Origin of the sequence: Burkholderia ubonensis, from assembly GCF_902833085.1 — a bacterium.
In the GTDB taxonomy this organism is placed as follows: Bacteria; Pseudomonadota; Gammaproteobacteria; order Burkholderiales; family Burkholderiaceae; genus Burkholderia; species Burkholderia ubonensis.
On sequence record NZ_CADFEB010000007.1, the window covers coordinates 1 to 26,172 of the forward strand.

At 66.1% G+C, this 26,172-nt stretch carries 19 protein-coding genes and 2 pseudogenes; 9 read left to right on the top strand and 12 right to left on the bottom strand.

Translation table 11 applies throughout. From position 1 onward, the window contains the following. The 6 genes and pseudogenes from HWX31_RS34765 to HWX31_RS19840 form a co-directional block, all read right to left on the bottom strand. A pseudogene (locus HWX31_RS34765) lies at positions 1-603 on the bottom strand (hypothetical protein); the annotation flags it as partial. Between the two features lie 289 nt (positions 604-892). Continuing rightward, positions 893-1,909 carry a HoxN/HupN/NixA family nickel/cobalt transporter gene (locus HWX31_RS19820; protein ID WP_174966033.1) on the bottom strand — a complete coding sequence of 339 codons (1,017 nt, stop codon included), beginning with the start codon at positions 1,907-1,909 and terminating at the stop codon, positions 893-895. A gap of 161 nt (positions 1,910-2,070) precedes the next feature. After that, a complete protein-coding gene (fusA, locus tag HWX31_RS19825) occupies positions 2,071-4,185 on the bottom strand; it encodes an elongation factor G (protein ID WP_174966034.1) in 2,115 nt (704 codons plus the stop codon). Between the two features lie 193 nt (positions 4,186-4,378). Next, complete coding sequence (locus HWX31_RS19830; RefSeq protein ID WP_059752475.1) at positions 4,379-4,879, bottom strand: DUF192 domain-containing protein; 501 nt, start codon at positions 4,877-4,879, stop codon at positions 4,379-4,381. Between the two features lie 161 nt (positions 4,880-5,040). After that, positions 5,041-5,265: a hypothetical protein gene (locus HWX31_RS19835; RefSeq protein WP_071733224.1), complete on the bottom strand. Its 225-nt coding sequence runs from the start codon at positions 5,263-5,265 to the stop codon at positions 5,041-5,043. A gap of 266 nt (positions 5,266-5,531) precedes the next feature. Then, positions 5,532-6,110: a pseudouridine synthase gene (locus tag HWX31_RS19840; protein ID WP_174966035.1), complete on the bottom strand. Its 579-nt coding sequence runs from the start codon at positions 6,108-6,110 to the stop codon at positions 5,532-5,534. A 274-nt stretch (positions 6,111-6,384) separates the two neighbouring features. On the opposite strand from HWX31_RS19840, the gene icd reads away from it, so the two are divergent. Together icd and HWX31_RS19850 are read left to right on the top strand one after the other, a co-directional pair. Continuing rightward, positions 6,385-7,641 carry an NADP-dependent isocitrate dehydrogenase gene (gene icd / locus HWX31_RS19845; protein WP_174966036.1) on the top strand — a complete coding sequence of 419 codons (1,257 nt, stop codon included), beginning with the start codon at positions 6,385-6,387 and terminating at the stop codon, positions 7,639-7,641. Positions 7,642-7,920: 279 nt separating this feature from the next. After that, on the top strand, positions 7,921-10,149 hold the full coding sequence (locus HWX31_RS19850) for an NADP-dependent isocitrate dehydrogenase (protein WP_174966037.1): 2,229 nt from the start codon (positions 7,921-7,923) through the stop codon (positions 10,147-10,149). A gap of 178 nt (positions 10,150-10,327) precedes the next feature. On the opposite strand, the gene HWX31_RS19855 is transcribed toward HWX31_RS19850, so the two are convergent. Next, the gene (locus tag HWX31_RS19855) at positions 10,328-10,555 is read right to left on the bottom strand and encodes a hypothetical protein (protein ID WP_059612862.1); all 228 of its coding nucleotides are present in this window, start codon (positions 10,553-10,555) and stop codon (positions 10,328-10,330) included. 576 nt (positions 10,556-11,131) lie between these two features. On the opposite strand from HWX31_RS19855, the gene HWX31_RS19860 reads away from it, so the two are divergent. The 3 genes and pseudogenes from HWX31_RS19860 to HWX31_RS35000 all read left to right on the top strand — a co-directional run bounded on the left by HWX31_RS19860 (position 11,132) and on the right by HWX31_RS35000 (position 14,978). Further along, complete coding sequence (locus tag HWX31_RS19860; RefSeq protein ID WP_174966038.1) at positions 11,132-12,736, top strand: multicopper oxidase family protein; 1,605 nt, start codon at positions 11,132-11,134, stop codon at positions 12,734-12,736. A 559-nt stretch (positions 12,737-13,295) separates the two neighbouring features. After that, positions 13,296-14,465 (top strand): annotated as a pseudogene (locus tag HWX31_RS19865) (hypothetical protein); the annotation flags it as partial. 21 nt (positions 14,466-14,486) lie between these two features. Next, positions 14,487-14,978, top strand: a complete 492-nt coding sequence (locus tag HWX31_RS35000; RefSeq protein WP_232430404.1) for a YadA C-terminal domain-containing protein — start codon at positions 14,487-14,489, stop codon at positions 14,976-14,978. Between the two features lie 199 nt (positions 14,979-15,177). Here the strand turns inward: HWX31_RS35000 and HWX31_RS19870 are convergent, their stop codons facing one another. Next, a complete protein-coding gene (locus HWX31_RS19870) occupies positions 15,178-15,381 on the bottom strand; it encodes a cold-shock protein (RefSeq protein ID WP_004196460.1) in 204 nt (67 codons plus the stop codon). A 541-nt stretch (positions 15,382-15,922) separates the two neighbouring features. On the opposite strand from HWX31_RS19870, the gene clpS reads away from it, so the two are divergent. The 4 genes from clpS (at position 15,923) to HWX31_RS19890 (ending at position 20,923) form a co-directional block, all read left to right on the top strand. Further along, the gene (gene clpS / locus HWX31_RS19875) at positions 15,923-16,237 is read left to right on the top strand and encodes an ATP-dependent Clp protease adapter ClpS (protein ID WP_006398529.1); all 315 of its coding nucleotides are present in this window, start codon (positions 15,923-15,925) and stop codon (positions 16,235-16,237) included. Then, positions 16,234-18,534, top strand: coding sequence for an ATP-dependent Clp protease ATP-binding subunit ClpA (gene clpA / locus HWX31_RS19880; protein ID WP_059714471.1), 2,301 nt, complete (start codon positions 16,234-16,236; stop codon positions 18,532-18,534). The genes clpS and clpA overlap by 4 nt, the downstream gene beginning before the upstream one ends. A 103-nt stretch (positions 18,535-18,637) precedes the next feature. Beyond that, a complete protein-coding gene (locus HWX31_RS19885) occupies positions 18,638-20,017 on the top strand; it encodes an amino acid permease (RefSeq protein ID WP_059714473.1) in 1,380 nt (459 codons plus the stop codon). 135 nt (positions 20,018-20,152) lie between these two features. Next, positions 20,153-20,923 (top strand): COG4705 family protein, encoded by a 771-nt coding sequence (locus HWX31_RS19890; RefSeq protein ID WP_059752505.1) that lies wholly within the window; start codon positions 20,153-20,155, stop codon positions 20,921-20,923. Between the two features lie 45 nt (positions 20,924-20,968). On the opposite strand, the gene dut is transcribed toward HWX31_RS19890, so the two are convergent. The 4 genes from dut to ileS all read right to left on the bottom strand — a co-directional run bounded on the left by dut (position 20,969) and on the right by ileS (position 26,093). Next, the gene (gene dut, locus HWX31_RS19895) at positions 20,969-21,415 is read right to left on the bottom strand and encodes a dUTP diphosphatase (protein WP_010090930.1); all 447 of its coding nucleotides are present in this window, start codon (positions 21,413-21,415) and stop codon (positions 20,969-20,971) included. Between the two features lie 58 nt (positions 21,416-21,473). Next, positions 21,474-22,685, bottom strand: coding sequence for a bifunctional phosphopantothenoylcysteine decarboxylase/phosphopantothenate--cysteine ligase CoaBC (coaBC, locus tag HWX31_RS19900; protein WP_045567308.1), 1,212 nt, complete (start codon positions 22,683-22,685; stop codon positions 21,474-21,476). A 69-nt stretch (positions 22,686-22,754) separates the two neighbouring features. After that, positions 22,755-23,255, bottom strand: a complete 501-nt coding sequence (gene lspA / locus HWX31_RS19905; RefSeq protein WP_045567309.1) for a signal peptidase II — start codon at positions 23,253-23,255, stop codon at positions 22,755-22,757. Continuing rightward, the gene (ileS, locus tag HWX31_RS19910) at positions 23,256-26,093 is read right to left on the bottom strand and encodes an isoleucine--tRNA ligase (protein WP_174964717.1); all 2,838 of its coding nucleotides are present in this window, start codon (positions 26,091-26,093) and stop codon (positions 23,256-23,258) included. Positions 26,094-26,172: the final 79 nt, after the last annotated feature.

Consider the following 26,172-nt stretch of genomic DNA (forward strand, 5'->3'; position numbering starts at 1 on the left):
GCCACCCGAAGTACCGCCACCCGAAGTACCGCCACCCGAAGTGCCGCCACCCGAAGTGCCGCCACCCGAAGTGCCGCCACCCGAACCACTGCCACCGGATCCTCCGCTGTTGGATGCATTGCCGGTGGCGTTGCCGCCGCTGCGACCGTTGCCGGTCGCGCCACCCGCGGTCGAGCCTATCGTTCCACCGACACTTGCGGGCCCGACGGTGCCGTTTCCGTTACTTCCGCTTCCGCCGCCCGGGCTGGCGCCGCTTCCACTGCCGGCACCACCGTTGCCGCCGACACCGCCGCTGGCGTACTTGCCTGGTGCGCATGCAGACGGATCGGCGGCGCATGCGGCCGCGTGCCCGGCAACGGGCACCGTGACGTCCTCTCCGCCGATTGCCAAGGGCGCGGCGTCGGGCATCGCGGTCTGCGCAGCCTGCAATGGCGCGGTGAAGGGTGGGGCGTCGTCGCCCGACTGTCCGGCGACGGGTCCGATGGACGTTGCGTCCTGCGCGACGGCATAAGTGCCGCAGCAGCAAGCGAACGCGGCCGCGGCCAGCAAGGTCGCGCGGTAGCACCGTCCCGCCGAGCGGAACGGCTGTTTGGTCTTATGCATCATTGGCCTCCCAAAGCGCGCGATGCCTCGTCGCCGCGCGGCTGTGTGCGTGTAGTGCCCGGGAGCCGGAGATGCGTTGTGGTTTCAGCGGCCGATCTCGTCCGGGCCGGCGCGTGGCGTCAGCCTGGAACATCGATCGGCACGCGGGCCCGCCGTGCGCAGCCTTATCCGCGAGATTCGTGCCATTGGTCGCTCAGGCCCGTGCCGCAAGGCGCGCGCGTGTCGCGCGACCGATGTTGAAACATCGGGGAGGGGGTTTGGTTTCCGGAATGAAACGTCTGGAGGAAGATCAGCGCGCCGGCGCGTGGGCCGCGCGCTGCCAGCGGTGGAACAGGATCGACGCGATCCAGAGAATCAGGAACAGCGCGACGATCCCGTATCCGAGCGCGCCGAACCGCTCGCCGACCGCGTCGAGCGCATCGCGCACGCGGCCCGTCAGCGCGAGCTTGTCCGCGAGCAGCCCCGCGGCCTCGATGCCGCCGATCGCAAGCGCGACGGCCGCCGAGACGAACGTGATGCTCGCGTTGTACAGGAGCTTGCGCTGCGGATCGTCCATCGCCCAGCCGTACGCGTGGATCATCAGCACGTTGTCGGTCGAGTCGATCAGCGTCATGCCGGCCATGAACAGCGCGGGAAACAGCAGGATCGCGTAGAGCGGCAGGCCCTGGCTCGCCTGCGCGGCGGCGATCGCGAGCAGGCCGATTTCAGTTGCAGTATCGAAACCGAGTCCGAACAGCACGCCGACCGGATACATGTGCCAGCTCTTCGTGACGAACCGGAACAGCGGACTCAGCAGGCGCGCGATGACGCCGGCCCTGCGATGCGTGTGCGCGGCGTCGGCGCCGGCGCCGCCCGATCCGCCGTTGCGGTATCGCCGCCACACGTCGCACAGGATCGCGAGGTTCACGCATGCGAGCACGAGCAGGAACGTCGCGGACACCGCGGTGCCGATCGTGCCGCCGATGTCGCGGAACGCATCGAAGCGCTCGCGCAGCGCGAACGCGGTCAGTGCGACGCCGAGCGTCGCGGCGACCACGATCGTCGAGTGGCCGAGCGAGAAGAACAGGCCGACCGTCAGTGGACGCCGGCCTTCCTGCATCAGCTTGCGCGTCGCGACGTCGATCGCGGCGATGTGATCGGCGTCGACCGCGTGGCGCAGCCCGAGCCCATACGCGATCGCGGCCGTGCCGAGCAGCAGCGGCCGCTCGCGCAGCGCCGCGAACGCCCACAGCCAGACGGCCGCATTGGCGGCGAGCAAGCCCGCATAGAGCATCAGCAGGCGGCGCAGGGCAGGGGTGGGCGGCATCGGCATCGATTCGTCAGACGGATTGCGATGGATTGTGGCACGGGCAAAAAAGCGCTGCGGCCCGGTCAAAAATCCTGCGCCGCGTTCTCCGGTCATCCTCGATGAACATAAAAAAAGCCCGTCCGCGAACGGACGGGCTTCAGGTGCAGCCTTGGCCGATGTTACCGCGTGTCGGTGCGCTTCGCGTTGATCACCGCATCCGACACGTTCGCCGGCGTCTCCGCGTAGTGCTTGAACTCCATCGTGTACGTGGCGCGACCCTGGGTGGCCGAGCGCAGCGACGTCGAGTAGCCGAACATCTCGGCGAGCGGCACCTCGGCGCGCACGAGCTTGCCGCCGCCGCCCGCGATGTCCTCCATGCCCTGCACGATGCCGCGCCGGCTCGACAGGTCGCCCATCACGTTGCCCATGAAGTCCTCGGGCGTCTCGACCTCGACCGCCATCATCGGCTCGAGCAGCACCGGCTTCGCGCGGCGCATCGCTTCCTTGAACGCCATCGAGCCGGCCATGCGGAACGCGTTTTCGTTCGAGTCGACGTCGTGGTACGAGCCGAACGTCAGGTGCACCTTCACGTCGACGACCGGGTAGCCCGCGAGCACGCCGCTCTTCAGCGTCTCCTCGATGCCCTTGTTGACCGCCGGGATGAACTCGCGCGGAATCACGCCACCCTTGATCTCGTCGAGGAATTCATAGCCCTTGCCGGGGTTCGGCTCGAGCTTGATCACCGCGTGGCCGTACTGGCCGCGGCCGCCCGACTGCTTGACGAACTTGCCCTCGACGTCGTCGGCCGCGGTGCGCACCGTCTCGCGATACGCGACCTGCGGCTTGCCGACCGTCGCCTCGACGCCGAACTCGCGCTTCATCCGGTCGACGATGATCTCGAGGTGGAGCTCGCCCATCCCGGAGATGATCGTCTGGCCCGATTCCTCGTCGGTCTGCACGCGGAACGACGGGTCTTCCTGCGCGAGGCGGTTCAACGCGAGGCCCATCTTTTCCTGGTCGGCCTTGGTCTTCGGCTCGACCGCCTGCGAGATCACCGGCTCCGGGAATTCCATCTTCTCGAGGATGATCGGCTTGCCCGGGTCGCACAGCGTGTCGCCCGTCGTCGCTTCCTTCAGGCCGACCGCGGCCGCGATGTCGCCCGCGCGCACTTCCTTGATTTCCTTGCGCTCGTTCGCGTGCATCTGCAGGATCCGGCCGAGCCGTTCCTTCTTGTCCTTGGTCGGGTTCAGCACCGTGTCGCCCGAATTGACGACGCCCGAATACACGCGGAAGAAGATCAGCTGGCCCACGAACGGGTCCGTCATGATCTTGAACGCGAGCGCGGAGAACGGCTCGTCGTCGCTCGGATGACGTTCCGCTTCCTTGTCGTCGAGCGTATGGCCGAGGATCGCGGGCACGTCGACCGGCGACGGCAGGTAGTCGATCACCGCGTCGAGCATCGCCTGCACGCCCTTGTTCTTGAACGCGCTGCCGCACAGCATCGGCACGATCTCGTTGGCGATCGTGCGCTTGCGCAGCGCGGCCTTGATCTCGTCCTCGGTCAGCGAGTTGTGGTCGGTCAGGTACTTCTCGAGCAGTTCCTCGCTGGCTTCGGCGGCGGCCTCGACCATCTTCTCGCGCCACTCGTGCGCGATGTCGACGAGGTTCGCCGGGATGTCCTCGTAGGCGAACTTCACGCCCTGGCTGTCGTCGTCCCAGACGATCGCCTTCATCTTGACGAGATCGACGACGCCCTGGAAATGGTCCTCCGCGCCGATCGGAATCTGGATTGGCACGGCGACGCCCTTCAGGCGCTCGCCGATCTGCCGCTGCACGCGGAAGAAGTCGGCGCCGACGCGGTCCATCTTGTTGACGAACGCGATGCGCGGCACCTTGTACTTGTTCGCCTGGCGCCACACGGTTTCCGACTGCGGCTGCACGCCGCCGACGGAGTCGTAGACCATGCACGCGCCGTCGAGCACGCGCATCGAACGCTCCACTTCGATCGTGAAGTCGACGTGCCCGGGGGTGTCGATGATGTTGATCCGGTGTTCCGGATAATTGCCGGCCATGCCCTTCCAGAACGCAGTCGTCGCGGCCGACGTGATCGTGATGCCGCGTTCCTGCTCCTGCTCCATCCAGTCCATCGTGGCCGCACCGTCGTGCACTTCGCCGATCTTGTGGCTCACGCCGGTATAGAACAGGATGCGTTCGGTAGTCGTGGTTTTGCCGGCATCGATGTGGGCGCTGATCCCGATATTGCGATAGCGCTCGATGGGGGTTTTGCGGGGCACGTGAACCTCCAGTGGTTCGGGTCGTAAGCCGGCCGGCGGCGCCGGACCGGGGGAATCAATTGAGATTTAAAGCATAGCGCTTGCGTGTGGCTTTTGCAGATGCGGGTCGCCTCGCCGGAATCAAGCGGGCGCCGCGCGAAAAAAAAGCCGGCGCGCGCGAGGCGGCCGGCCGGCATGCATGGCGTCGCGCGCGTTACTGCGGCTTCGGCAGCCCGTCGAGCTTCATGCCGGGCTTGATGCCCTTCGCCGCGAACCAGCCCTTGCTCATCTCGAGCGCATAGACGCCGTTGTTGCGCGGGCAGTGGTTGCTGGTCGTCTCGGCCTGCATCTCGTCGATGTCGGTGATCGTGCCGTCCGCGCGGATGAAGGCGATCGACAGCGGGATCAGCGTGTTCTTCATCCAGAAGCAGTGCACCGCGTTTTCGTTGAACACGAACAGCATCCCTTCGTTCGGCGCGAGCTGCGAGCGGTACATCAGCCCCTGTTCGCGGTCGGCGTCGTTGGCCGCGACGGCCGCGTCGATCACGTACATGCCGGCGCGCAGCTTCGCGCGCGGAAACTCGCTCGGCTGCTTGGCGCCGGGCGGCATCTGCGCGACGGCGGCTTGCATGCCGAGCGCGGCGACGCCGAACACGACGGGAAACATGGCGGCGCGCGCAAGGCGGCCGAGCGACGAGCGCAGGGAGAATCGCACAGCAGGGCTCCTTTCGGGAAAACGAGACCCGCATGGTACGCGAAGCGCACGTGCGGGCACACAAAAGAAAAAGGCAGATCGCCTTGCGGTGACCTGCCTTTCAACGCCGTAAGAACGGCAACTGCTGGTTCTTGACTGCGTTATTCTTACAGCTTGCTTACTTAGTTCGAAGCAGCAGCCGGGGCTTCAGCGGCGCTAGCAGCAGCCTTCTTCGAAGCGTGGTGCTTCTTTGCGTGGTGCTTCTTAGCAGCCTTCTTCGCCGGTGCCGAAGCAGCTTCTGCCTTTTCTGCTGCCGGAGCTGCCGGAGCAGCTGCCGGTGCCGAAGCTTGTGCGAAAGCTGCCGTTGCGAAGAGACCAGCGACCAGAGCGGCGATCAGTTTGTTCATGTTGTGTTCCTCAGCTTTAGTTAATTAACCAAATGACCCGGCATAGGAGTCATGTCGTCTAACGGTGCCATCCACCTTTCGGTTGACAGACGCTCCAAGAAATTTCTCTTTGCGCTGCGGGCGCCGAATCGCATTCGAAAAAACGTCGTTTGCACGACGCAAAGCGGCTCGGACGCCAATGCCGGATAGCTCTGGGTGGCATCTGCGTCGTTTAACGCACGATCTTCGCAGGTGGTTGACGAAAAAAATCACGCGTCACGCAAATGTCATTCGGTGCGCGCGAAACCGTCCCACGGCGCACGCGGCGGCAGGGTGATTGTTTCTCCCGGAGCAATGCCGAGCGCGAATATATCCAGTGAGCCGATGCCGACCCGCACGAGGCGCAGCGTCGGAAAGCCGACTGCCGCCGTCATCCGGCGCACCTGGCGGTTCTTGCCTTCGGTGATCGCGAGCTCGATCCAGGTGGTCGGGATCGCGGCGCGGTAACGGATCGGCGGATTGCGCGGCCACAGTGCGTCGGGCGGCTCGATGAATTCGGCGCGGCACGCGCGCGTCACGTAGTCGCCGAGATCGACGCCGCGCGCGAGCGCCTTCAGGTCGGCCGGCCCCGGCGCGCCTTCGACCTGCGCCCAGTAGCGCTTGACGAGCTTGTGGCGCGGCTCGGCGATGCGGGCCTGCAGCGCGCCGTCGTCGGTGAGCAGCAGCAGGCCTTCGCTGTCCGCGTCGAGCCGGCCGGCCGCGTAGACGCCGGGCATCTTTACCCAGTCGCCGAGCGACGGCCGCGTTTCGTGCGCGGAAAACTGGCAAATCGTACCGAACGGCTTGTTGAGGGCGATCAAGGTCATGGCAGGGACGCGCGCCCGGTGCGGCGGTGCGCGCCGGGCGGTCTATGGCAAATGGCGGAATCTTAATGCATAATACGGAACGCCAAGTCATCTGTCTTATATAAGACATAAGGGAAGACTTGATACGCAGCGCCGCGCATCGCGCCGCCGCGCCCGAATGGGGCGCTAGAATAGCGGCTCGCTGCGGCAGTCACGGGGGGTGGCCTTGATGCGCTCCCTGGCGCACGCAGCTTCGACCAGAATTACCTGCTCAGCCACGTCACTGGAGTCGATCATGCCGTATCAGCACATCAAGGTTCCGGACGGCGGTGACAAGATCACCGTCAACCAGGATTACACGCTCAACGTTTCCGACCAGCCGATCATTCCGTACATCGAAGGCGACGGCACGGGCTTCGACATCACGCCGGTCATGATCAAGGTCGTCGACGCCGCGGTCGAACGGGCGTACAAGGGCAAGCGCAAGATCCACTGGATGGAGATCTACGCGGGCGAGAAGGCGACGAAGGTCTACGGCCCGGACGTGTGGCTGCCGGACGAGACGCTGCAGGTGCTGAAGGAATACGTGGTGTCGATCAAGGGGCCGCTGACGACCCCGGTCGGCGGCGGCATCCGCTCGCTGAACGTCGCGCTGCGCCAGGAGCTCGACCTGTACGTGTGCCTGCGCCCGGTCCAGTACTTCAAGGGCGTGCCGTCGCCGGTGCGCGAGCCGCAGAAGATCGACATGGTGATCTTCCGCGAGAACTCGGAAGACATCTACGCGGGCATCGAATGGGCGGTCGGCTCGGAGCAGGCGAAGAAGGTCATCAAGTTCCTGCAGGACGAGATGGGCGTGAAGAAGATCCGCTTCCCGGAAACCTCGGGGATCGGCGTCAAGCCCGTGTCGACGGAAGGCACCGAGCGGCTCGTGCGCAAGGCGATCCAGTATGCGATCGACAACGACCGCAAGTCGGTCACGCTGGTGCACAAGGGCAACATCATGAAGTTCACGGAAGGCCTGTTCCGTGACGCCGGCTACGCGCTCGCGCAGAAGGAGTTCGGCGGCGAGCTGATCGACGGCGGTCCGTGGATGCGCGTGAAGAACCCGAAGACGGGCAACGAGATCGTCATCAAGGACTCGATCGCCGATGCGTTCCTGCAGCAGATCCTGCTGCGCCCGGCCGAATACGACGTGATCGCGACGCTGAACCTGAACGGCGACTACATCTCCGACGCGCTGGCCGCGCAGGTCGGCGGCATCGGCATCGCGCCGGGCGCGAACCTGTCGGATTCGGTCGCGATGTTCGAGGCGACCCACGGCACCGCGCCGAAGTACGCGGGCAAGGATTACGTGAACCCCGGTTCCGAGATCCTGTCGGCCGAAATGATGCTGCGCCATCTCGGCTGGACCGAGGCGGCCGACACCATCATCGCCGCGATGGAAAAGTCGATCCAGCAGAAGCGCGTCACGTACGACTTCGCGCGCCTGATGGAAGGCGCGACGCAGGTGTCGTGCTCGGGCTTCGGTGAAGTGCTGATCGAGAACATGTAAGTCCCTCCGGGGTGCGCCGGCGCATTGCCGGCCGCCCCGGCGCCTACTGCCGGCGCCGGGGCGTTTCGTGGATGGCAGGTTTGGCAGGGCGCTCCGGTGCCCGGAAACGCGACGCCGCGTCGCGGCCCGCGTGCCCTGCAAGGTAGAACATGACGGCCCTCGCAATACCCGCGCCCGGTTGAAGGTGCGCTTCTCTCTTACGCGACCGACCCGGTCGCCCTCCCGCCGGTTACCGCCGGCGATCTTCAGTCCCAATTCTCACGTAGCAACGCATCGACCATGTCCACTTCGCCCAAGATCATCTACACCCTCACCGACGAAGCGCCCGCGCTCGCGACCTACTCGCTGCTGCCGATCGTCAAGGCCTTCACGCGCTCGTCCGGCGTCGCCGTCGAAACGCGCGACATCTCGCTCGCCGGCCGCATCATCGCCGCATTCGCGGACGTCCTGCCGCCCGAGCAGAAGGGTTCGGACGATCTGGCCGACCTGGGCCAGCTCACGCTGAAGCCGGAAGCGAACATCATCAAGCTGCCGAACATCAGCGCGTCGGTGCCGCAGCTGAAGGCCGCGATCGCCGAGCTGCAGGCGCAGGGCTACACGCTGCCGGCCTATCCGGAAGAGCCGTCGACCGATGAAGAGAAGGCCGTCAAGGCCCGTTACGACAAGATCAAGGGCAGCGCGGTGAATCCGGTGCTGCGCGAAGGCAACTCCGACCGCCGCGCGCCGCTGTCGGTCAAGAACTACGCCCGCAAGCATCCGCACAAGATGGGCGCGTGGCAGGCCGACTCGAAGGCGCACGTCGCGCACATGAGCGAAGGCGACTTCTACGGCAGCGAGAAGTCCGCGTTGATCGCCGACGCCGGCAGCGTGAAGATCGAGCTGACGAAGGCCGACGGCACGCAGCAGGTCCTGAAGGAGAAGACGGCGGTCAAGGCCGGCGAGATCATCGACGCGTCGGTGATGAGCAAGAAGGCGCTGCGCAGCTTCCTCGAAGCGCAGATCGCCGACGCGAAGGCGCAGGGCGTGCTGTTCTCGGTGCACCTGAAGGCGACCATGATGAAGGTCTCGGACCCGGTCCTGTTCGGCCACGCCGTGTCGGTGTACTACCAGGACGCGCTCGCGAAGCACGCCGACGTGCTCGCGCGGGCCGGCTTCAACCCGAACAACGGCATCGGCGACCTGTACGCGCGCCTCAAGGACCTGCCGGCCGACACGCGTGAAGCGATCGAAGCCGACATCAAGGCCGTGTACGCGGCGCGTCCGCGCCTCGCGATGGTCAACTCCGACAAGGGCATCACGAACCTGCACGTGCCGAGCGACGTGATCGTCGACGCGTCGATGCCGGCGATGATCCGCGAGTCGGGCCGCATGTGGGGCCCGGACGGCGAGCTGTACGACGCGAAGGCCGTAATTCCGGATCGCTGCTACGCGGGCGTCTACCAGGCCGTCATCGAAGACTGCAAGCGGCACGGCGCGTTCGACCCGGTCACGATGGGCAGCGTGCCGAACGTCGGCCTGATGGCGCAGGCGGCCGAAGAGTACGGTTCGCACGACAAGACGTTCCAGATTCCGGCGGACGGCGTCGTGCGCGTCACCGACGAAGCGGGCAACGTGCTGCTCGAGCACGCGGTCGAAGCGGGCGACGTGTGGCGCATGTGCCAGGCCAAGGATGCGCCGATCCAGGACTGGGTCAAGCTCGCGGTGAACCGCGCCCGCGCGACCGGCGCGCCGGCCGTGTTCTGGCTCGATCCGGCGCGCGCGCACGACGCGCAGGTCATCGCGAAGGTCGAGCGCTACCTGAAGGATCACGACACGAACGGCCTCGACATCCGCATCATGACGCCGGTCGACGCGACCCGCTTCTCGCTCGAGCGCATCCGCGCGGGCAAGGACACGATCTCGGTGACGGGCAACGTGCTGCGCGACTACCTGACCGACCTGTTCCCGATCATGGAACTCGGCACCAGCGCGAAGATGCTGTCGATCGTCCCGCTGATGGCAGGTGGCGGCATGTTCGAAACGGGGGCGGGCGGCTCCGCGCCGAAGCACGTCCAGCAGTTCGTCGAAGAGGGCTTCCTGCGCTGGGATTCGCTCGGCGAATTCCTCGCGCTCGCGGCGTCGCTCGAGCACCTCGGCCAGGCTTACGGCAACCCGAAGGCGCTCGTGCTCGCGAAGACGCTCGACCAGGCGACCGGCAAGTTCCTCGACGAGAACAAGTCTCCGGCGCGCAAGGTCGGCGGCCTCGACAACCGCGGAAGCCACTTCTACCTGTGCCTGTACTGGGCGCAGGCGCTTGCCGCGCAAACCGACGACGCGGCGCTGCAGGCGCAGTTCGCGGGCGTTGCGAAGGCGCTCGCCGACAACGAGGCGCGCATCCTCGAGGAGCTGGGCGCAGCGCAGGGCAAGCCGGTGAGTATCGGCGGCTACTATCGCCCGAACGTCGAGCTGACGAGCCAGGCGATGCGTCCGAGCGCGACGCTGAACGGCATCGTCGACGCGGTCGCCTGACGTCGTCTGCATGATCGCCCGAACGGGCGCGATCGCACGCATGACGACAGGAGGCGGGTTGCGCAACGCGGCGTGGATCAGCGATCCGCGCAGGCGATGCCGCCCGCCGTCCGGATTGCCTGCCGATCGAAACGAAGACGCCCCGGATGCCCGGGGCGTTTTTCATGGTGGGTCATGTTCAGACGTGGACGATTTCCCACTCGGCGATCTCGCCCGGGATATCGAGGGTTGCCGTGTCCAGTTCGGACAGTTCCGGGCAGTTCACGCCGCGCGCGATGTGGTCGACCGCATGTTCGGGGCACGAGAACGCGCCGAGCAATGCATTGCCGAACGTCGCTTCCCAGACGCCGTTGCCCGGCAGGATGTAGAACGACCCGAGCGCTGAGCCAAAGCGAAATCCCTTCATTTCCGTTCTCCCTTTCTGATCACATGCGATTCGTTTGCGCCGCCTGCCGGTGTCCGGCAGGTTCCGGCTCGACTGGCGGTTGCGTCGGGTTCGTCGGTGGTGTGTGCCGAACGTCGCTGCGTAACGCCAGTGCATGTGAAGAAGTCTACGTCCGGGGTCCGCTCGGATGGTGCGTGTAGAAGCACTGATCCAAACAAAAATTCATTTTAAAAAACAATGAATTACATATTATGTTTTGCATTGTGGAACGATTTTTGGCATCGCGAAACAGGATATTTGTGCTCTGCACCACGAATTTTTACAAGGCAAGGGCGCGTTCCATATCGTGAAATTATGGGCGAATTTGACGAGCGAAGCGCGTGACAGGAGCGGCATGGTCGCGGCGTGACCGTCGCGCACGCGATCACGAGGAGGTGGAGTGACGGGAGCGGCGCGCGTGTGCGCCGGGCATGCGGCGTTTCGCCGCCTGGATGTGGCGGTCGCTTAACAGCCCGGGTGCCCGGTTATGATGACGCGGGCAGCCCTGCGGACGGCCGCCGCTTCCCGAACCATACCGTCGAGAACGAGGAACGATTGATGATACGGAGAACCTTCCTGTCGCGCGCCGTCGGCGTCGCCGTCGCGTCGCTGGTCGCGCGCAGCGCGTGGGCGCAGCACGCGGGTCACGCCGGCATGGCCGATATGGAGATGGACGACGTGCCCGGGATGTCGGGAATGGCGTCGCACGGGCAGCACGGCAAGCATGCGCCGGCGGCGCGTCCGGCTCCGCTCGCCGCCGCCGACGCGTTGCCGGCCGGTGCGCCGCTGGCATCGCTGCGCACGCTCGCGAACGAGAGCCGTGAGCCCGGGACGTTTCGCGCGACGCTCGTCGCGCAGCCGGTCGCGCGCCCGATGCTGCGCGGCGCTCGCCCGACGACGTTCTGGCAATTCGGCGACGGTGCCCGGGGGCCGGTCGTCGGGCCGCTGATCGACGTGCGTGAAGGCGATACGGTCGAGATCCGTTTCGTGAACCGGTTGCCGCAACCGTCGACGATACACTGGCACGGGCTGCCGGTGCCGCCCGACCAGGACGGCAATCCGTCCGCGCCGGTCGCGCCGGGCGCGTCGCACGTCTATCGGTTCACGCTGCCGAAGGGGAGCGCGGGGACGTACTGGTATCACCCGCATCCGCACATGATGACGGCCGAGCAGGTGTTTCGCGGGCTGGCGGGGCCGTTCGTCGTGCGCGCGGCGGACGATCCGCTCGCCGGCTGGCCGGAACGCAACCTGTTCGTGTCAGATCTGAAGCTCGCTCGCGACGGCACGATTGCGCCGAACGACATGATGGACTGGATGAACGGCCGCGAAGGCCAGTTCGTGCTGGTCAACGGCGCGCGGCGGCCGCGCGTCGAGGTTGCCGGCGATGAGCGCTGGCGCGTGTGGAACGCATGCAGCGCGCGCTATCTGCGGCTCGCGTTCGACGACGGCCGCGCGTTCGAGCAGGCCGGCACCGACGGCGGGCTGCTGGAGACGCCGCGTCGCGTCACGTCGCTGCTGCTCGCGCCGGGCGAGCGCGCGGAGTTGCTGGTGCGTGCCGGCGAGCGCGCGTCGCGCGCGGTGCTGGTCGCGGCCGAATACGATCGTCGCAAGATGGCGATGTCGGACGACGGGCACGGCAGCCTGCCGCCGGATCCGGCGCTGCCGCTCGCCGACGTCGCATTCGCGCCGGCCGCCGCGCGATCGCTGCCCGCGGCGCTGCGCGCGGTGCCCGAGCTCGGGAAGCCGGTCGCGGACAAGACGGTGGCGTTCGGCGAGGAAATGGACATGGACGCGATGATGGCCGGGCCCGCGCACGGCCGTCCGTCCGGCATGCGCTTCACGATCAACGGTGATGTGTATGCACCGCATCGGGCGATGCTGACGAGTCGTGCAGGCGACGTCGAACGCTGGACGATCCGCAACGAAACCGACATGGATCACCCGTTCCACTTGCACGGCACGCAGTTTCAGGTGATCGAGCGTGCGTCGGGCGGTGCACGCACGCCTGAGCCGTTCCGTGCATGGCGGGACACCGTGAACGTGCGCAGCGGCGAGGTCGTGACGATTCTCACGTCACAGGACGTGCCGGGCGAGCGTATGTTTCACTGCCACATCCTCGAACACGAGGATCTCGGGATGATGGGAACACTGAAAGTCGTCTGATCCGTCGACGGCCAAGGGCCGCACGAGTCGGCGGCGCACGATGCGTCGTGCGTCGTCGACGTTCGGAATCGAAGGCAGCAAAAAAGCCGCGCATCGTATTCGGTGCGCGGCTTTTTTTGTATTGCGGTTTCGCAGCGCTTTTTGTCTCGGCCCGGCCGCGATCGATGCGCGTGGTTTAAAGCGGGGCCGATATTCATCCGGAAACGCAAATTAGAACTCGTCCTATTGGCCGGGATGTTCGCCCTTCCTATACTGGGCCCCTATCGCCTTGGGAGATGACAGGCTCCGGTTGTCGAGTGCGACGGAAGAACGCCATTTCCGGAATGCCGGATGCCCCATCGGCCTCGATGCTTCGGAAAAAGGCGGATGTGCGGCGCGAATAATTTCAAGATTAAGTAGGTGAAATTCGTGTCGGGATTTTTTTGATTTCAATATGGTTATACATCTTATGAAAATAATTAGTCGTCCATATTATGATCGGGCAGCGCACGGGTCGAATTCCTCTTCGGGCATGACGCGTGTACTGGTCATGCGCGCGGTCACGGCAGGCGTGGCAGGCATGCTGGGATTGACGCTCGCGAATGCACGCGCGCAGACGCTCGAGGATAGGGTGGGCTCGCTGGAAAGCGACGTGTCGTCGATCAACAACGATCTCTCGGGCGTGAAAAATGATGTCTCCGACATCAAGGACCGCCTCAAAAAATCGCTGCCGTCCCCCGGCACCGGCAAGGACAGCGTGGCCGTTGGCGAGAACTCAAATGCGTCCGGGACCGGCAGTACGGCGGTGGGTGTGAACGCATCGGCGACTGGCGACTCGAGCACGGCGATCGGCGAGGGCGCCGAGGCATCGGGCAAGGACAGCACGGCAAACGGCGCGCACGCGAAGGCGACCGGTGATTCGAGCACGGCGACCGGCGCGGACTCCGAGGCATCGGGCAAGGACAGCACGGCAAACGGCGCGCGCTCGAAGGCGACCGGTGATTCGAGCACGGCGACCGGCGCGGACTCCGAGGCATCGGGCGACGACAGCACGGCAAACGGCGCGCGCTCGAAGGCGACCGGTGATTCGAGCACGGCGACCGGCGCGGATTCCGAGGCATCGGGCGACGACAGCACGGCAAACGGCGCGCGCTCGAAGGCGACCGGTGATTCGAGCACGGCGAACGGCGCGGATTCCGAGGCGTCGGGCAAGGACAGCACGGCAAACGGCGCGCGCTCGAAGGCGACGGGCGACTCGAGCTCGGCGACGGGCGCGGATTCCGAGGCGTCGGGCAAGGACAGCACGGCAAACGGTGCGCGCTCGAAGGCGACCGGCGACTCGAGCTCGGCGACGGGCGCGGATTCCGAGGCGTCGGGCAAGGACAGCACGGCAAACGGTGCGCGCTCGAAGGCGACGGGCGATTCGAGTTCGGCGACGGGCGCGGATTCCGAGGCGTCGGGCAAGGACAGCACGGCAAACGGTGCGCGCTCGAAGGCGACGGGCGATTCGAGCTCGGCGACGGGCGCGGACTCCGAGGCGTCGGGCGACGACAGCACGGCAAACGGCGCGCGCTCGAAGGCGACCGGTGATTCGAGCACGGCGAACGGCGCGGATTCCGAGGCGTCGGGCAAGGACAGCACGGCAAACGGTGCGCGCTCGAAGGCGACCGGCGACTCGAGCACGGCGAACGGCGTCGATTCCGAAGCGTCGGGGAACGACAGCACGGCGGCGGGCACGCGCGCGCGGGCGACCGGCAACAACTCGACGGCAATGGGTACGAATGCCAAAGCGTTCGGCGACGGCAGTTCCAGCTTCGGCAGCGGCGCATCGTCGTCAGGCGCGAACAGCACGGCGCTCGGCACGGGTGCGGCCGCGACCGGCAGGAATTCGGTCGCACTTGGCTACGGCTCGATTGCCGACCGTGACGATACCGTGTCGATCGGGTCACCGGGCCACGAACGCAAGCTCGCGAACGTCGCCGATGCGGTGATGCCTTACGATGCCGTCAACCTGCGCCAGTTGAACGCCGTGGCGCGGCGCGCGTACAGCGGCGTCGCGGCCGCGACTGCATTGTCGATGATTCCGGACGCCGGTCCGGGCCAGACGGTCGCGGTCGGCATCGGCATGGGCAGCTATCTTGGCTACCAGGCCGTTTCGCTGGGCGCATCGATCCGGATCGGCGAAAACCTGAAGGTGCGTGCCGGAGCGGGGATGAGTTCAGCCGCGACGACGTGGGGTGCTGGTGCGTCGTATAGCTGGTAAGCCATGCGGGTGGCGGCGCAGATGTTGGATCGCAGCGACAGCGTGCGGTCGAAAGACGATCTGTGCGCCTGACTCGACAATCGCGGCATTTGCGTCGTAATTGTGCGAATCGGCAGGCCAATCGACAGAAAGCGTCGATTGGCCGCAAAAAAAGAAACCCGGCGTTTCGCCGGGTTTCCTCGTCCGAAATCCGTTGCCCTCAGGCTGCCTGGATATTCGAAGCCTGCTTGCCTTTCGGTCCTTGGACGACCTCGAAGCTCACCTTCTGGCCTTCCTTCAGGGTCTTGAAGCCCTGCATGTTGATGGCCGAGAAGTGTGCGAACAGATCCTCACCGCCCTCGTCGGGAGTGATGAAACCGAAGCCCTTCGCGTCATTGAACCATTTGACAATACCAGTTGCCATACCTACTTCCCCTGTCACACAGTCGCTACCTACCACGAGCACGCTCGAAAAGCCAAACGACCGGAAAATACAGCCGTTCCCCCCTCACAGCTCACCTCGGCCTTTATCACTTTGCCGTTCAGACAAATTGAAAAAAGTGCCAGCTTGATTGTTGGCGCTCTTTATTGGAGTGTCAAGAAAATTTTTAGACGTATAGGGGGCCGTTGTAAAGAACCCATTTTCAGGGTTTTTCCGGCTTTGCCTGTCGGCATCGTCGCAAGCGCGCGGACTTGAAAAGTCGCATAATCGGCTCATATACCAGGCTCGAGTGACACGCGTTCGAGCTTCCCTTGCTTGTGGGATACTGGATGCGGACGCGACGTCGCGGTGCGATTCCCCGTGACGGTGCGTGTCCCGCGCCACCTGTGAAAGCCGGCACCGCAGCCGGCTTTCGTATGGCGCGAGCGCAAGCGTGTGGTTCCGGGCTTCCGGGGAGGGCGCCGGCCGGTCGGTCGGGTAATGGCAGGATTGCGGGCCTGTCCGAGTTGTTTAGAATGGGTGTATGGCGATTATCCCGGACAAGCAGGACAGCACCGTCCTGGAACGCAAGCAGCAGAAGCTGAAGCCGCCTTCGATGTACAAGGTGGTGCTGCTCAACGACGACTTCACGCCGATGGAGTTCGTCGTAATGGTCGTGCAGGAGTATTTCAAGAAGGATCGCGAGACCGCCACGCAGATCATGCTGAAGGTCCATCGCGAAGGGCGAGGGGTTTGTGGGGTCTATACGCGGGACATCGCGTCGACCAAGGTTGAGCAAGTCGTTACCCATGCGCGGCAGGCAGGGCATCCGCTGCAGTGCGTGATGGAGGAAGCATGATTGCCCAGGAATTGGAAGTCAGCCTGCACATGGCGTTCATGGAAGCACGTCAGGCGCGCCATGAGTTCATAACGGTCGAGCATCTGCTGCTGGCCCTGCTGGATAATCCGACGGCGGCCGAGGTGTTGCGCGCGTGTGCGGCGAACATCGAGGACCTGCGTCAGAACCTGCGCAATTTCATCCACGACAATACGCCTACCGTTCCGGGCACCGACGACGTCGATACGCAACCGACGCTCGGTTTTCAGCGCGTGATCCAGCGCGCGATCATGCATGTCCAGTCGACTTCCAACGGCAAGAAGGAAGTGACCGGCGCGAACGTGCTCGTCGCGATCTTCGGCGAGAAGGACTCGCACGCGGTGTACTACCTGCAGCAGCAGGGCGTGACCCGCCTCGACGTCGTCAACTTCATCTCGCACGGCATCGCGAAGACGAACAGCGGCGAGGCCGCGAAGGCGAGCGACGCGAATGCCGAGAGCGAGGACGCGAACGCACAGAAGGAAACCCCGCTCGCGCAGTTCACGCAGAACCTGAACCAGATGGCGAAGGACGGCCGCATCGATCCGCTGATCGGGCGCGAATCCGAAGTCGAGCGCGTCGTGCAGGTGCTGTGCCGCCGCCGCAAGAACAATCCGCTGCTCGTCGGCGAGGCCGGCGTCGGCAAGACCGCGATCGCGGAAGGGCTCGCATACCGCATCACGCGCGGCGAAGTGCCGGACATCCTCGCGAACGCGCAGGTCTACTCGCTCGACATGGGCGCGCTGCTCGCGGGCACCAAGTATCGCGGCGATTTCGAGCAGCGCCTGAAGACGGTGCTGAAGGAATTGAAGGAGCGTCCGCACGCGATCCTGTTCATCGACGAGATTCATACGCTGATCGGCGCGGGCGCCGCGTCGGGCGGCACGCTCGACGCGTCGAACCTGCTGAAGCCCGCGCTGTCGTCGGGCACGCTCAAGTGCATCGGAGCCACGACGTTCACCGAATATCGCGGCATCTTCGAGAAGGATGCGGCGCTGTCGCGGCGCTTCCAGAAGGTCGACGTGACCGAGCCGACCGTCGAGCAGACGGTCGCGATCCTGCGCGGCCTGAAATCGCGCTTCGAGGAGCACCACGGCGTCAAGTATTCGTCGGGCGCGCTGTCGGCGGCGGCCGAGCTGTCGGCGCGCTTCATCACCGACCGTCACCTGCCGGACAAGGCGATCGACGTGATCGACGAGGCGGGCGCCGCGCAGCGCATTCTGCCGAAGTCGAAGCAGAAGAAGACGATCGGCAAGAGCGAGATCGAGGAAATCATCGCGAAGATCGCGCGCGTGCCGGCGCAGAGCGTGTCGCAGGACGACCGCAGCAAGCTGCAGACGCTCGACCGCGACCTGAAGAGCGTCGTGTTCGGCCAGGATCCGGCGATCGACGCGCTCGCGGCATCGATCAAGATGGCGCGCGCGGGCCTCGGCAAGATGGACAAGCCGATCGGCGCGTTCCTGTTCTCCGGCCCGACGGGCGTCGGCAAGACCGAGGTGGCGCGCCAGCTCGCGTTCACGCTCGGCATCGAGCTGATCCGCTTCGACATGTCGGAATACATGGAGCGCCACGCGGTGAGCCGCCTGATCGGCGCGCCGCCGGGCTACGTCGGGTTCGACCAGGGCGGCCTCTTGACCGAAGCCGTCACGAAGAAGCCGCACTGCGTGCTGCTGCTCGACGAGATCGAGAAGGCGCATCCGGACATCTACAACGTGCTGCTGCAGGTGATGGACCACGGCACGCTGACCGACAACAACGGCCGCAAGGCGGATTTCCGCAACGTCATCATCATCATGACGACGAACGCGGGCGCCGAGTCGATGCAGAAGGCGACGATCGGCTTCACGACGCGCCGGGAAACCGGCGACGAGATGGCCGACATCAAGCGCCTGTTCACGCCGGAGTTCCGCAATCGTCTCGACGCGATCATCAGCTTCCGCTCGCTCGATGAGGAAATCATCATGCGCGTGGTCGACAAGTTCCTGATCCAGCTCGAGGAGCAGCTGCACGAGAAGAAGGTCGACGCGCTGTTCACCGACGCGCTGCGCAAGCATCTCGCGAAGCACGGCTTCGACCCGCTGATGGGCGCGCGGCCGATGCAGCGGCTGATCCAGGACACGATCCGTCGCGCGCTCGCCGACGAACTGCTGTTCGGCAAGCTGGTGAACGGCGGTCACGTGACGGTCGACGTCGACGAAAACGACAAGGTGCAGCTGTCGTTCGACAAGCTGGCGAATCCGCCGCACAAGCCGAACGAGGAAGCGGTCGAAGTCGAATAAGCAACGGTCATTCCGTTTCAGCCAACGGCGCGGGAAGTCTTCCGCGCCGTTTCGTTTTATCTGGCGCCGGCGGCGCCAGCGCGGGTGCAGGGGAGTGAGAGAAGTGTCGCAACAACAACGGACGTTCGACAGCATCGTCGAACGCGAACAAGGGCTGCGCCACGCGTTGTCGTCGGGGCAGATGGCGATGATCGCGATCGGCGGCGCGATCGGCACCGGGCTGTTTCTCGGCAGCGGCTTCGCGATCGGGCTCGCCGGCCCGAGCGTGATGATTTCGTATGCGATCGGCGCGCTGATCGCACTGCTGCTGATGGGCGCGCTCGCGGAAATGACCGTCGCGCATCCGACCGCCGGTTCGTTCGGCGCGTATGCGGAGCATTACGTCGGCCCGCTCGCGGGCTTTCTCGTGCGCTACGCGTACTGGTTCGCGGTCGTGTTCGCGATCGGCACCGAGATCAGCGCGATCGCGGTGTTCATGAAGTACTGGTTCCCGACGGTGCCCGGGTGGTACTGGGTGGTCGGCTTCTCGGCGCTGCTGATCGCCGTGAACATGGCGAGCGTCACGCTGTACGGGGCGGTCGAGTACGCGTTTTCGCTGCTGAAGATTGCGGCGATCGTCGTGTTCGTCGTGCTCGGCGCGTATCTGGTCTGGTCCGCGCCGGCCGCGTCCGGCATTGGCTTCGCGAACTACACCGCGCACGGCGGCTTCCTGCCGAAGGGGCCGTGGGGCACCTGGGTCGCGGTGATCGTCGCGATCTTCAGCTACATGAGCATCGAAGCCGTCGCGATCGCGGCGGGCGAGGCGCGCGACCCGGAGCATGCGGTCACGCGCGCGTTCCGCTCGACCGTATTCCGGCTCGTGCTGTTCTATCTGCTGACGCTCGCGCTGATGCTCGCGATCGTGCCGTGGACGCAGGCCGGCACCGACGAAAGCCCGTTCGTGAAAGTGATGGCCGCGACGCGCGTGCCGTATGCGGCCGGCGTGATCAATTTCGTCGTGCTGGTTGCCGCGCTGTCGGCGATGAACAGCCAGCTCTACGTAACGACGCGGATGATGTTCAGCCTGTCGCGTGCCCGCCTCGCGCCGGCGGTGTTCGGCCGGCTCGGCACGAACGGCGTGCCGCGCGCGGCGCTGTGGGTATCGACGAGCGGCGTCGCGGTCGCGGCCGTGCTGGTCGCGCTGTCGCCGGACACCGCGTTCACCGTGATGATGGCGATCGCGATGTTCGGCGCGCTGTTCACGTGGCTGATGATCTTCGTCACGCATCTGCGCTTTCGCCGGCATTATCGCGGCCCGGCGCTCGCGTTCCGGATGTGGTGGCATCCGTTCGGCAGCCTGCTCGGCGCGGGCCTGCTCGCCGCGATCCTCCTGACGACCGCGTTCACGCACGAATTCCGGATGACGATGGTGGTCGGCGTCGCGTTCGTCGTGCTGCTGACGCTTGCTTACGCGCTGCATTACCGGCACCGGCACGCGCGCTGAGCGGCGCGGCAACCGCGCACGGTCTCTCCTCGGGATGCACGCATGCTAAGGCTGCGTTAAGCGTGCGCCGATTACATTCGATCCGTCCGCACGGAGGCGGCCTGTGCCGCCTCGCGTTTCCCGCATGAGGTTCGAATGAAAAAACTGCCCGAAATCACCCTCGCATTCTGGATCATGAAGATCTGCGCGACCACGCTCGGCGAAACCGGCGGCGACCTGCTGTCGATGACGCTGAACGTCGGCTACGCGGTGAGCTCGATCCTGCTGTTCGGCTTCTTCCTCGTCACGCTCGGCGCGCAGCTGAAGACGACGCGCTATCGTCCGGCGATCTACTGGGCGGTGATCGTCGCGACCAGCACCGCCGGCACGACGATGTCCGATTTCATGGATCGCACGCTCGGCCTCGGCTATGCGGCGGGCTCGTCGATCCTCGTCGCGATCCTGCTGGCGATCTTCGCGGTGTGGCGCATGACGGGCGAATCGCTGTCGGTCGACACGATCCGCACGCGCAAGGTAGAGCTGCTCTACTGGGTGGCGATCCTGTTCTCGAACACGCTCGGCACCGCGCTCGGCGATTTCCTCGCGGACAGCTCGGGCCTCGGCTTTGCCGGCGGCGCGCTGCTGATCGGCGGCCTGCTCGCGGCGATCGTGCTGGCGCACTATTTCACGCGGATCTCGGGCGTGTTGCTGTTCTGGGCGGCGTTCGTGCTGACGCGCCCGTTCGGCGCGACGGTCGGCGACCTGCTGACGAAGCCGGTCGCGAAGGGCGGGCTCGCGCTCGGCACGGTCGGCTCGTCGGCGGTGCTGCTGGGCGTGCTGGTGGCGATGGTCGCATACGCGACGTTCGCGGCGGCGCGTCGGCCGGCGCCGGGCATGGCGCGAATCGGCCGGCCGGCGCAAGAATAAACGGGGAAGGGGACGGGGCGGCGCAGGCGCCGCCCCGGTTGCCGTTCAGTGACGGCCGGTGCTGCCGAAGCCGCCCGCGCCGCGATCGCTCGCGGCGAAGTCGTCGACGATATTGAACTGCGCCTGCACGACCGGCACGATCACGAGCTGCGCGAGGCGTTCGAACGGGTTCAGCACGAATTCCGTCTGGCCGCGGTTCCACGTCGAGATCATCAGCTCGCCCTGGTAGTCGGAGTCGATCAGGCCGACCAGGTTGCCGAGCACGATGCCGTGCTTGTGGCCGAGGCCCGAGCGCGGCAGGATCAGCGCCGCGTAGCCGGGGTCGGCGAGATGGATCGCGAGGCCGGTCGGCACGAGCGCGGTCTCGCCCGGCTTCAGCGTCAGCGGCGCGTCGAGGCACGCGCGCAGGTCGAGCCCGGCGCTGCCGGTCGTCGCATAGGCGGGCAGGTAGTCGCGCATGCGCGCGTCGAGGATCTTCAGGTCGAGTTTCATTCGGTCGTCGATTCGGGGAAAGGACGCGGCGGCAGCCGTTGCGCCGTCGCGCGTGGCATCAGATCAGTCGGTTGTCGGGCAGGCGCTTCGCGATTTCGTCGACGAGCACGTGCGCGAGCTCGTCCTTCGGCGCGCGAGGCAGGCGCGTGATGCCGGCCGCGTCGAACAGCGCGACTTCGTTGTCGTCGCGGCCGAACGTCTGCGGGCCGAGATTGCCGACGAGCAGCGGCACGTTCTTGCGCTTGCGCTTCTCGTCGCCGTGCACGTCGAGGTCGCCGCTTTCCGCCGCGAAACCGACGCAGAACGGCGGATCGGGGAGCGCCGCGACCGACGCGAGGATGTCCGGGTTCTCGACGAACGTCAGCGCGGGCATCTTGCGGTCGGCGGTCTTCTTCATCTTGTGTTCGGCCGGGTGCGCGACGCGCCAGTCGGCCACCGCGGCCACCGCGATGAAGATGTCCGCGTCGGGCACCGCGTTCATCACTGCGTCGTACATCTGCTGCGCGGTCTGCACGTCTTCCCGGTACACGCCCCACGGCGTTGCCAGCGCAACGGGGCCGGCGACCAGGTGCACTTCCGCGCCGGCCTGCTGCGCCGCGCGCGCGAGCGCGAAGCCCATCTTGCCGCTCGAGCGGTTGGTGAGCCCGCGCACCGGGTCGAGCGGTTCGAAGGTCGGGCCGGCCGTGATCAGCACGCGCCGGTGCGCGAGCCGTTTCGGCTGGAAGTGCGCGACGATCGCCTCGTAGATCGCCTCCGGCTCGAGCATGCGGCCGTCGCCGACCTCGCCGCACGCCTGCGCGCCCGAATCGGGGCCGAGCACCGACACGCCGTCCGCGCGCAGTTGCGCGACGTTGCGCTGGGTGGCCGGGTTCTGCCACATCTGGCGGTTCATCGCGGGCACGACGAGCAGCGGACAATCGCGCGCGACGCACAGCGTCGACAGCAGATCGTCCGCGAACCCGTGCGCGAGCTTCGCGAGGAAGTCGGTCGACGCGGGCGCGATGACGATCGCGTCGGCTTCGCGCGACAGGTCGATGTGCGCCATGTTGTTGTCGACGCGCGGGTCCCACTGGCTCGTATAGACGGGCCGGCCGGACAGCGCCTGCATCGTGACGGGCGTGATGAACTGGGTCGCGGCTTCCGTCATCGCGACCTGCACGGTCGCGCCCGCCTTGGTGAGCAGGCGGGTCAGCTCGGCGATCTTGTAGCAGGCGATGCCGCCCGTCAGGCCGAGGACGAGGTGCTTTCCTGCGAGTTCTGCGTGTGCCAACTCGGGCCTCCGAAGGGGTCGATCAAGACGGACGGCGCGAGGCCGGCCGTCGACGCAGAGTATGCGCGCTTAGCGTGCGCCGCGCACGCGACGCAGCTCGTCGTAGATCAGCAGTACCGCGCCGACCGTGATCGCGGAATCGGCGAGGTTGAACGCCGGGAAATGCCAGGCGCCGACGTGGAAGTCGAGGAAGTCGATCACGTGGCCGTAGACGAGCCGGTCGATCACGTTGCCGAGCGCGCCGCCGAGGATCAGCGCGAGCGACAGGCTGAACAGGCGCTGGTGGCCGTGGCGCTTCAGCAGATAGCAGATCACGAGCGTCGCGCCGATGCCGAGCGCGGTGAACGCCCAGCGCTGCCAGCCGCCCGCTGCCGCGAGAAAGCCGAACGCGGCGCCGCGGTTGTAGACGAGCACGAGGTTGAAGAACGACGTCAGCGCATGCTGCGCGCCGTATGCGAAGGTCTTCAGGATCGCGATCTTCGTCAGCTGGTCGAACAGGATGACGATCAGCGAAATGCCGAGCCACGGCGCGAGCGCGCCACTTGCCGATTTCGACAGGGTTTTCGCCATTTATGCCGCGCTCCGGGCTTCGCCGTTTTCAAACAGGTTCGAGAAGCAGCGGCCGCACAGCGTCGGGTGATCGGCGTGCGCGCCGACGTCCTCGCGGTAGTGCCAGCAGCGCTCGCACTTCTGGTACGTCGACGCGGCCACGTCGACGCTCTCGTGCGCTTCGTCGTCGACCTTGACGACCGTCGCGGCCGACGTGATCAGCACGAACTTCAGGTCGTCGGCGAGGCTCGTCAGCGCGTCGTAGCGCTCGCCGCTCGCGTGCACCGTGACTTCCGCCTGCAGCGACGAGCCGATGCGGTTCGCGGTGCGCGCTTCCTCGAGCGCCTTCGTGACGTTGCCGCGCACGTCGCGCAGGAGCGTCCACTTCGCGATCAGCGCGTCGGCGTTGCCGACTTCCGGATACGCGTAGTACGTTTCCGTGAAGATCGTGTCGCTGGCCGGCTGGAACACCTTCCACGCTTCCTCGGCGGTGAACGACAGGAACGGCGCGAGCACGCGCAGCAGGCCCTGCGTCAGGTGATAGAGCGCCGTCTGCGCGGAGCGGCGTGCGGTCGAATCGGCCGCGCTCGTGTACAGGCGATCCTTCAGCACGTCGAGGTAGAAGCCGCCGAGGTCTTCCGAGCAGTACGTCTGCAGCTTCGCGACGACCGGGTGGAACTCGTACTTCTCGTAGTGCGCGAGCAGCTCCGCCTGCAGCTGCTCGGAGAACGCGACCGCATAGCGGTCGATCTCGAGCCACTCGCCGACCGGCAGCGCGTGCTGCGCGTAGTCGAAATCGGACAGGTTCGCGAGCAGGAAGCGCAGCGTGTTGCGGATGCGGCGATAGCCTTCCGTCACGCGCTTCAGGATTTCCTCGGAGATCGCGAGCTCGCCCGAGTAATCGGTGGATGCGATCCACAGACGGATGATCTCTGCGCCGAGGCGGTTCGCGACTTCATGCGGATCGATGCCGTTGCCTAGCGACTTGCTCATCTTGCGGCCTTCGCCGTCGACCGTGAAGCCGTGCGTGAGCAGGCCCTTGTACGGCGCGCGGCCGTCGAGCATCGACGCGGTCAAGAGCGACGAGTGGAACCAGCCGCGGTGCTGGTCCGAGCCTTCGAGGTACAGGTCGGCCGGGAACTGCAGCGCGTCCTTGTGCGAGCCGCGCAGCACGTGCCAGTGCGTCGTGCCCGAGTCGAACCACACGTCGAGCGTGTCGCGGTTCTTCTCGTACATGTTCGCGTCGTCGCCGATCAGCTCGCGCGGATCGAGCGACTGCCACGCCTCGATGCCCGACTGCTCGACGCGCTTCGCGACTTCCTCCAGCAACTCGAGCGTGCGCGGATGCAGCTCGCCCGTTTCCTTGTGCACGAAGAACGCCATCGGCACGCCCCACTGGCGCTGGCGCGACAGCGTCCAGTCCGGGCGGTTCTCGATCATGCTGTGCAGGCGCTGCTTGCCCCACGACGGGTAGAACGCGGTCGCGTCCACGCCCGCGAGCGCGGTTTCGCGCAGCGTCGCGCCGCCGTCGTGCGGCGTCACGTCCATGCCGGCGAACCACTGCGACGTCGCGCGGTAGATGATCGGCGTCTTGTGACGCCAGCAGTGCATGTAGCTGTGCGTGTACTTCTCGTTGCGCAGCAGCGTGCCGGCGGCGTTCAGCGCGTCGACGATCTTCGGGTTCGCGTCCCAGATCGACAGGCCGCCGAACAGCGGCAGCGATTCGATGTAGCGGCCGTCGCCCATCACCGGGTTGATGATGTCCGAATCGGTCATCCCGTGCGCCTTGCAGGACACGAAGTCCTCGACGCCGTAAGCGGGCGACGAGTGCACGACGCCGGTGCCGGTGTCGGTCGTCACGTAGTCGCCGAGATAGACGGGCGACGTGCGCTTGTAGCCGGGGTGGGCCGCGGCGAGCGGGTGGTTGAAGCGCAGGTTGACGAGCTTCTCGCCGGGCGTCGTCGCGACGACGCGCCCGGTCAGCTTGAACTCTTCCATGCACGCGGCGACGCGCTCTTCCGCGATGATCAGCAGGCCGCGCTCGGTGTCGACGAGCGCGTAGACGATCTCCGGATGCAGGTTCAGCGCCTGGTTCGCCGGGATCGTCCACGGCGTGGTGGTCCAGATCACGATGCCGCCGTCGGCGCGCGGCAGCGCGGCCAGGCCGAACGCCTGCGCGGTCTTTTCCGGCTCCGCGAACGTGAACATCACGTCGATCGTCGGGTCGGTGCGGTCCTTGTACTCGACTTCCGCCTCGGCGAGCGCCGAGCCGCAGTCGAAGCACCAGTTCACCGGCTTCAGGCCGCGATACACGTAGCCCTTCTCGATGATCTTGCCGAGCGCGCGGATTTCGCCGGCCTCGTTGACGAAGTTCATCGTCTTGTACGGGTTGCTCCAGTCGCCGAGCACGCCAAGCCGCTTGAAGCCGCCTTTCTGCTTCTCGATCTGCTCGGTCGCGTACGCGCGCGCCTTGGTCATCACTTCGGCCGCCGGCAGCGACTTGCCGAACTGCTTCTCGATCTGGATCTCGATCGGCATCCCGTGGCAGTCCCAGCCGGGCACGTAGGGCGCGTCGAAGCCCGCCATGTTGCGCGACTTGACGACGATGTCCTTCAGGATCTTGTTCACCGCGTGGCCGAGGTGGATGTCGCCGTTCGCATACGGCGGGCCGTCGTGCAGGATGAACTTCGGCCGGCCCTGGCTGGCTGCGCGGATCTTCTCGTAGATGCCGCGCGCTTCCCATTCCTTGACCCACTGCGGCTCGCGCTTGGGCAGGTCGCCGCGCATCGGGAACGGCGTGTCGAGCAGGTTGACCGGATACTTGGCCTGCGGTTTCGAATCGGCTTTCTTGTTGCTCATGATGAGATCGCTATCAAATCGGGGGACGCTCGAGCGTCGTGAATCGGGTGAGCGCGCGCGTCGGCGGCGCCGGGATGCG

Bases quoted from the DNA above. Each gene is read 5' to 3' on its own strand.
- clpA (WP_059714471.1), top strand. From the start codon at position 16,234: ATGATTGCCCAGGAATTGGAAGTCAGCCTGCACATGGCGTTCATGGAA.
- HWX31_RS35000 (WP_232430404.1), top strand. From the start codon at position 14,487: ATGGGTACGAATGCCAAAGCGTTCGGCGACGGCAGTTCCAGCTTCGGC.
- HWX31_RS19870 (WP_004196460.1), bottom strand. From the start codon at position 15,381: ATGGCAACTGGTATTGTCAAATGGTTCAATGACGCGAAGGGCTTCGGT.
- ileS (WP_174964717.1), bottom strand. From the start codon at position 26,093: ATGAGCAACAAGAAAGCCGATTCGAAACCGCAGGCCAAGTATCCGGTC.
- HWX31_RS19855 (WP_059612862.1), bottom strand. From the start codon at position 10,555: ATGAAGGGATTTCGCTTTGGCTCAGCGCTCGGGTCGTTCTACATCCTG.
- HWX31_RS19820 (WP_174966033.1), bottom strand. From the start codon at position 1,909: ATGCCGCCCACCCCTGCCCTGCGCCGCCTGCTGATGCTCTATGCGGGC.
- HWX31_RS19840 (WP_174966035.1), bottom strand. From the start codon at position 6,110: ATGACCTTGATCGCCCTCAACAAGCCGTTCGGTACGATTTGCCAGTTT.
- lspA (WP_045567309.1), bottom strand. From the start codon at position 23,255: ATGGCGAAAACCCTGTCGAAATCGGCAAGTGGCGCGCTCGCGCCGTGG.
- HWX31_RS19860 (WP_174966038.1), top strand. From the start codon at position 11,132: ATGATACGGAGAACCTTCCTGTCGCGCGCCGTCGGCGTCGCCGTCGCG.
- clpS (WP_006398529.1), top strand. From the start codon at position 15,923: ATGGCGATTATCCCGGACAAGCAGGACAGCACCGTCCTGGAACGCAAG.
- icd (WP_174966036.1), top strand. From the start codon at position 6,385: ATGCCGTATCAGCACATCAAGGTTCCGGACGGCGGTGACAAGATCACC.
- HWX31_RS19890 (WP_059752505.1), top strand. From the start codon at position 20,153: ATGAAAAAACTGCCCGAAATCACCCTCGCATTCTGGATCATGAAGATC.
- HWX31_RS19850 (WP_174966037.1), top strand. From the start codon at position 7,921: ATGTCCACTTCGCCCAAGATCATCTACACCCTCACCGACGAAGCGCCC.
- dut (WP_010090930.1), bottom strand. From the start codon at position 21,415: ATGAAACTCGACCTGAAGATCCTCGACGCGCGCATGCGCGACTACCTG.
- HWX31_RS19835 (WP_071733224.1), bottom strand. From the start codon at position 5,265: ATGAACAAACTGATCGCCGCTCTGGTCGCTGGTCTCTTCGCAACGGCA.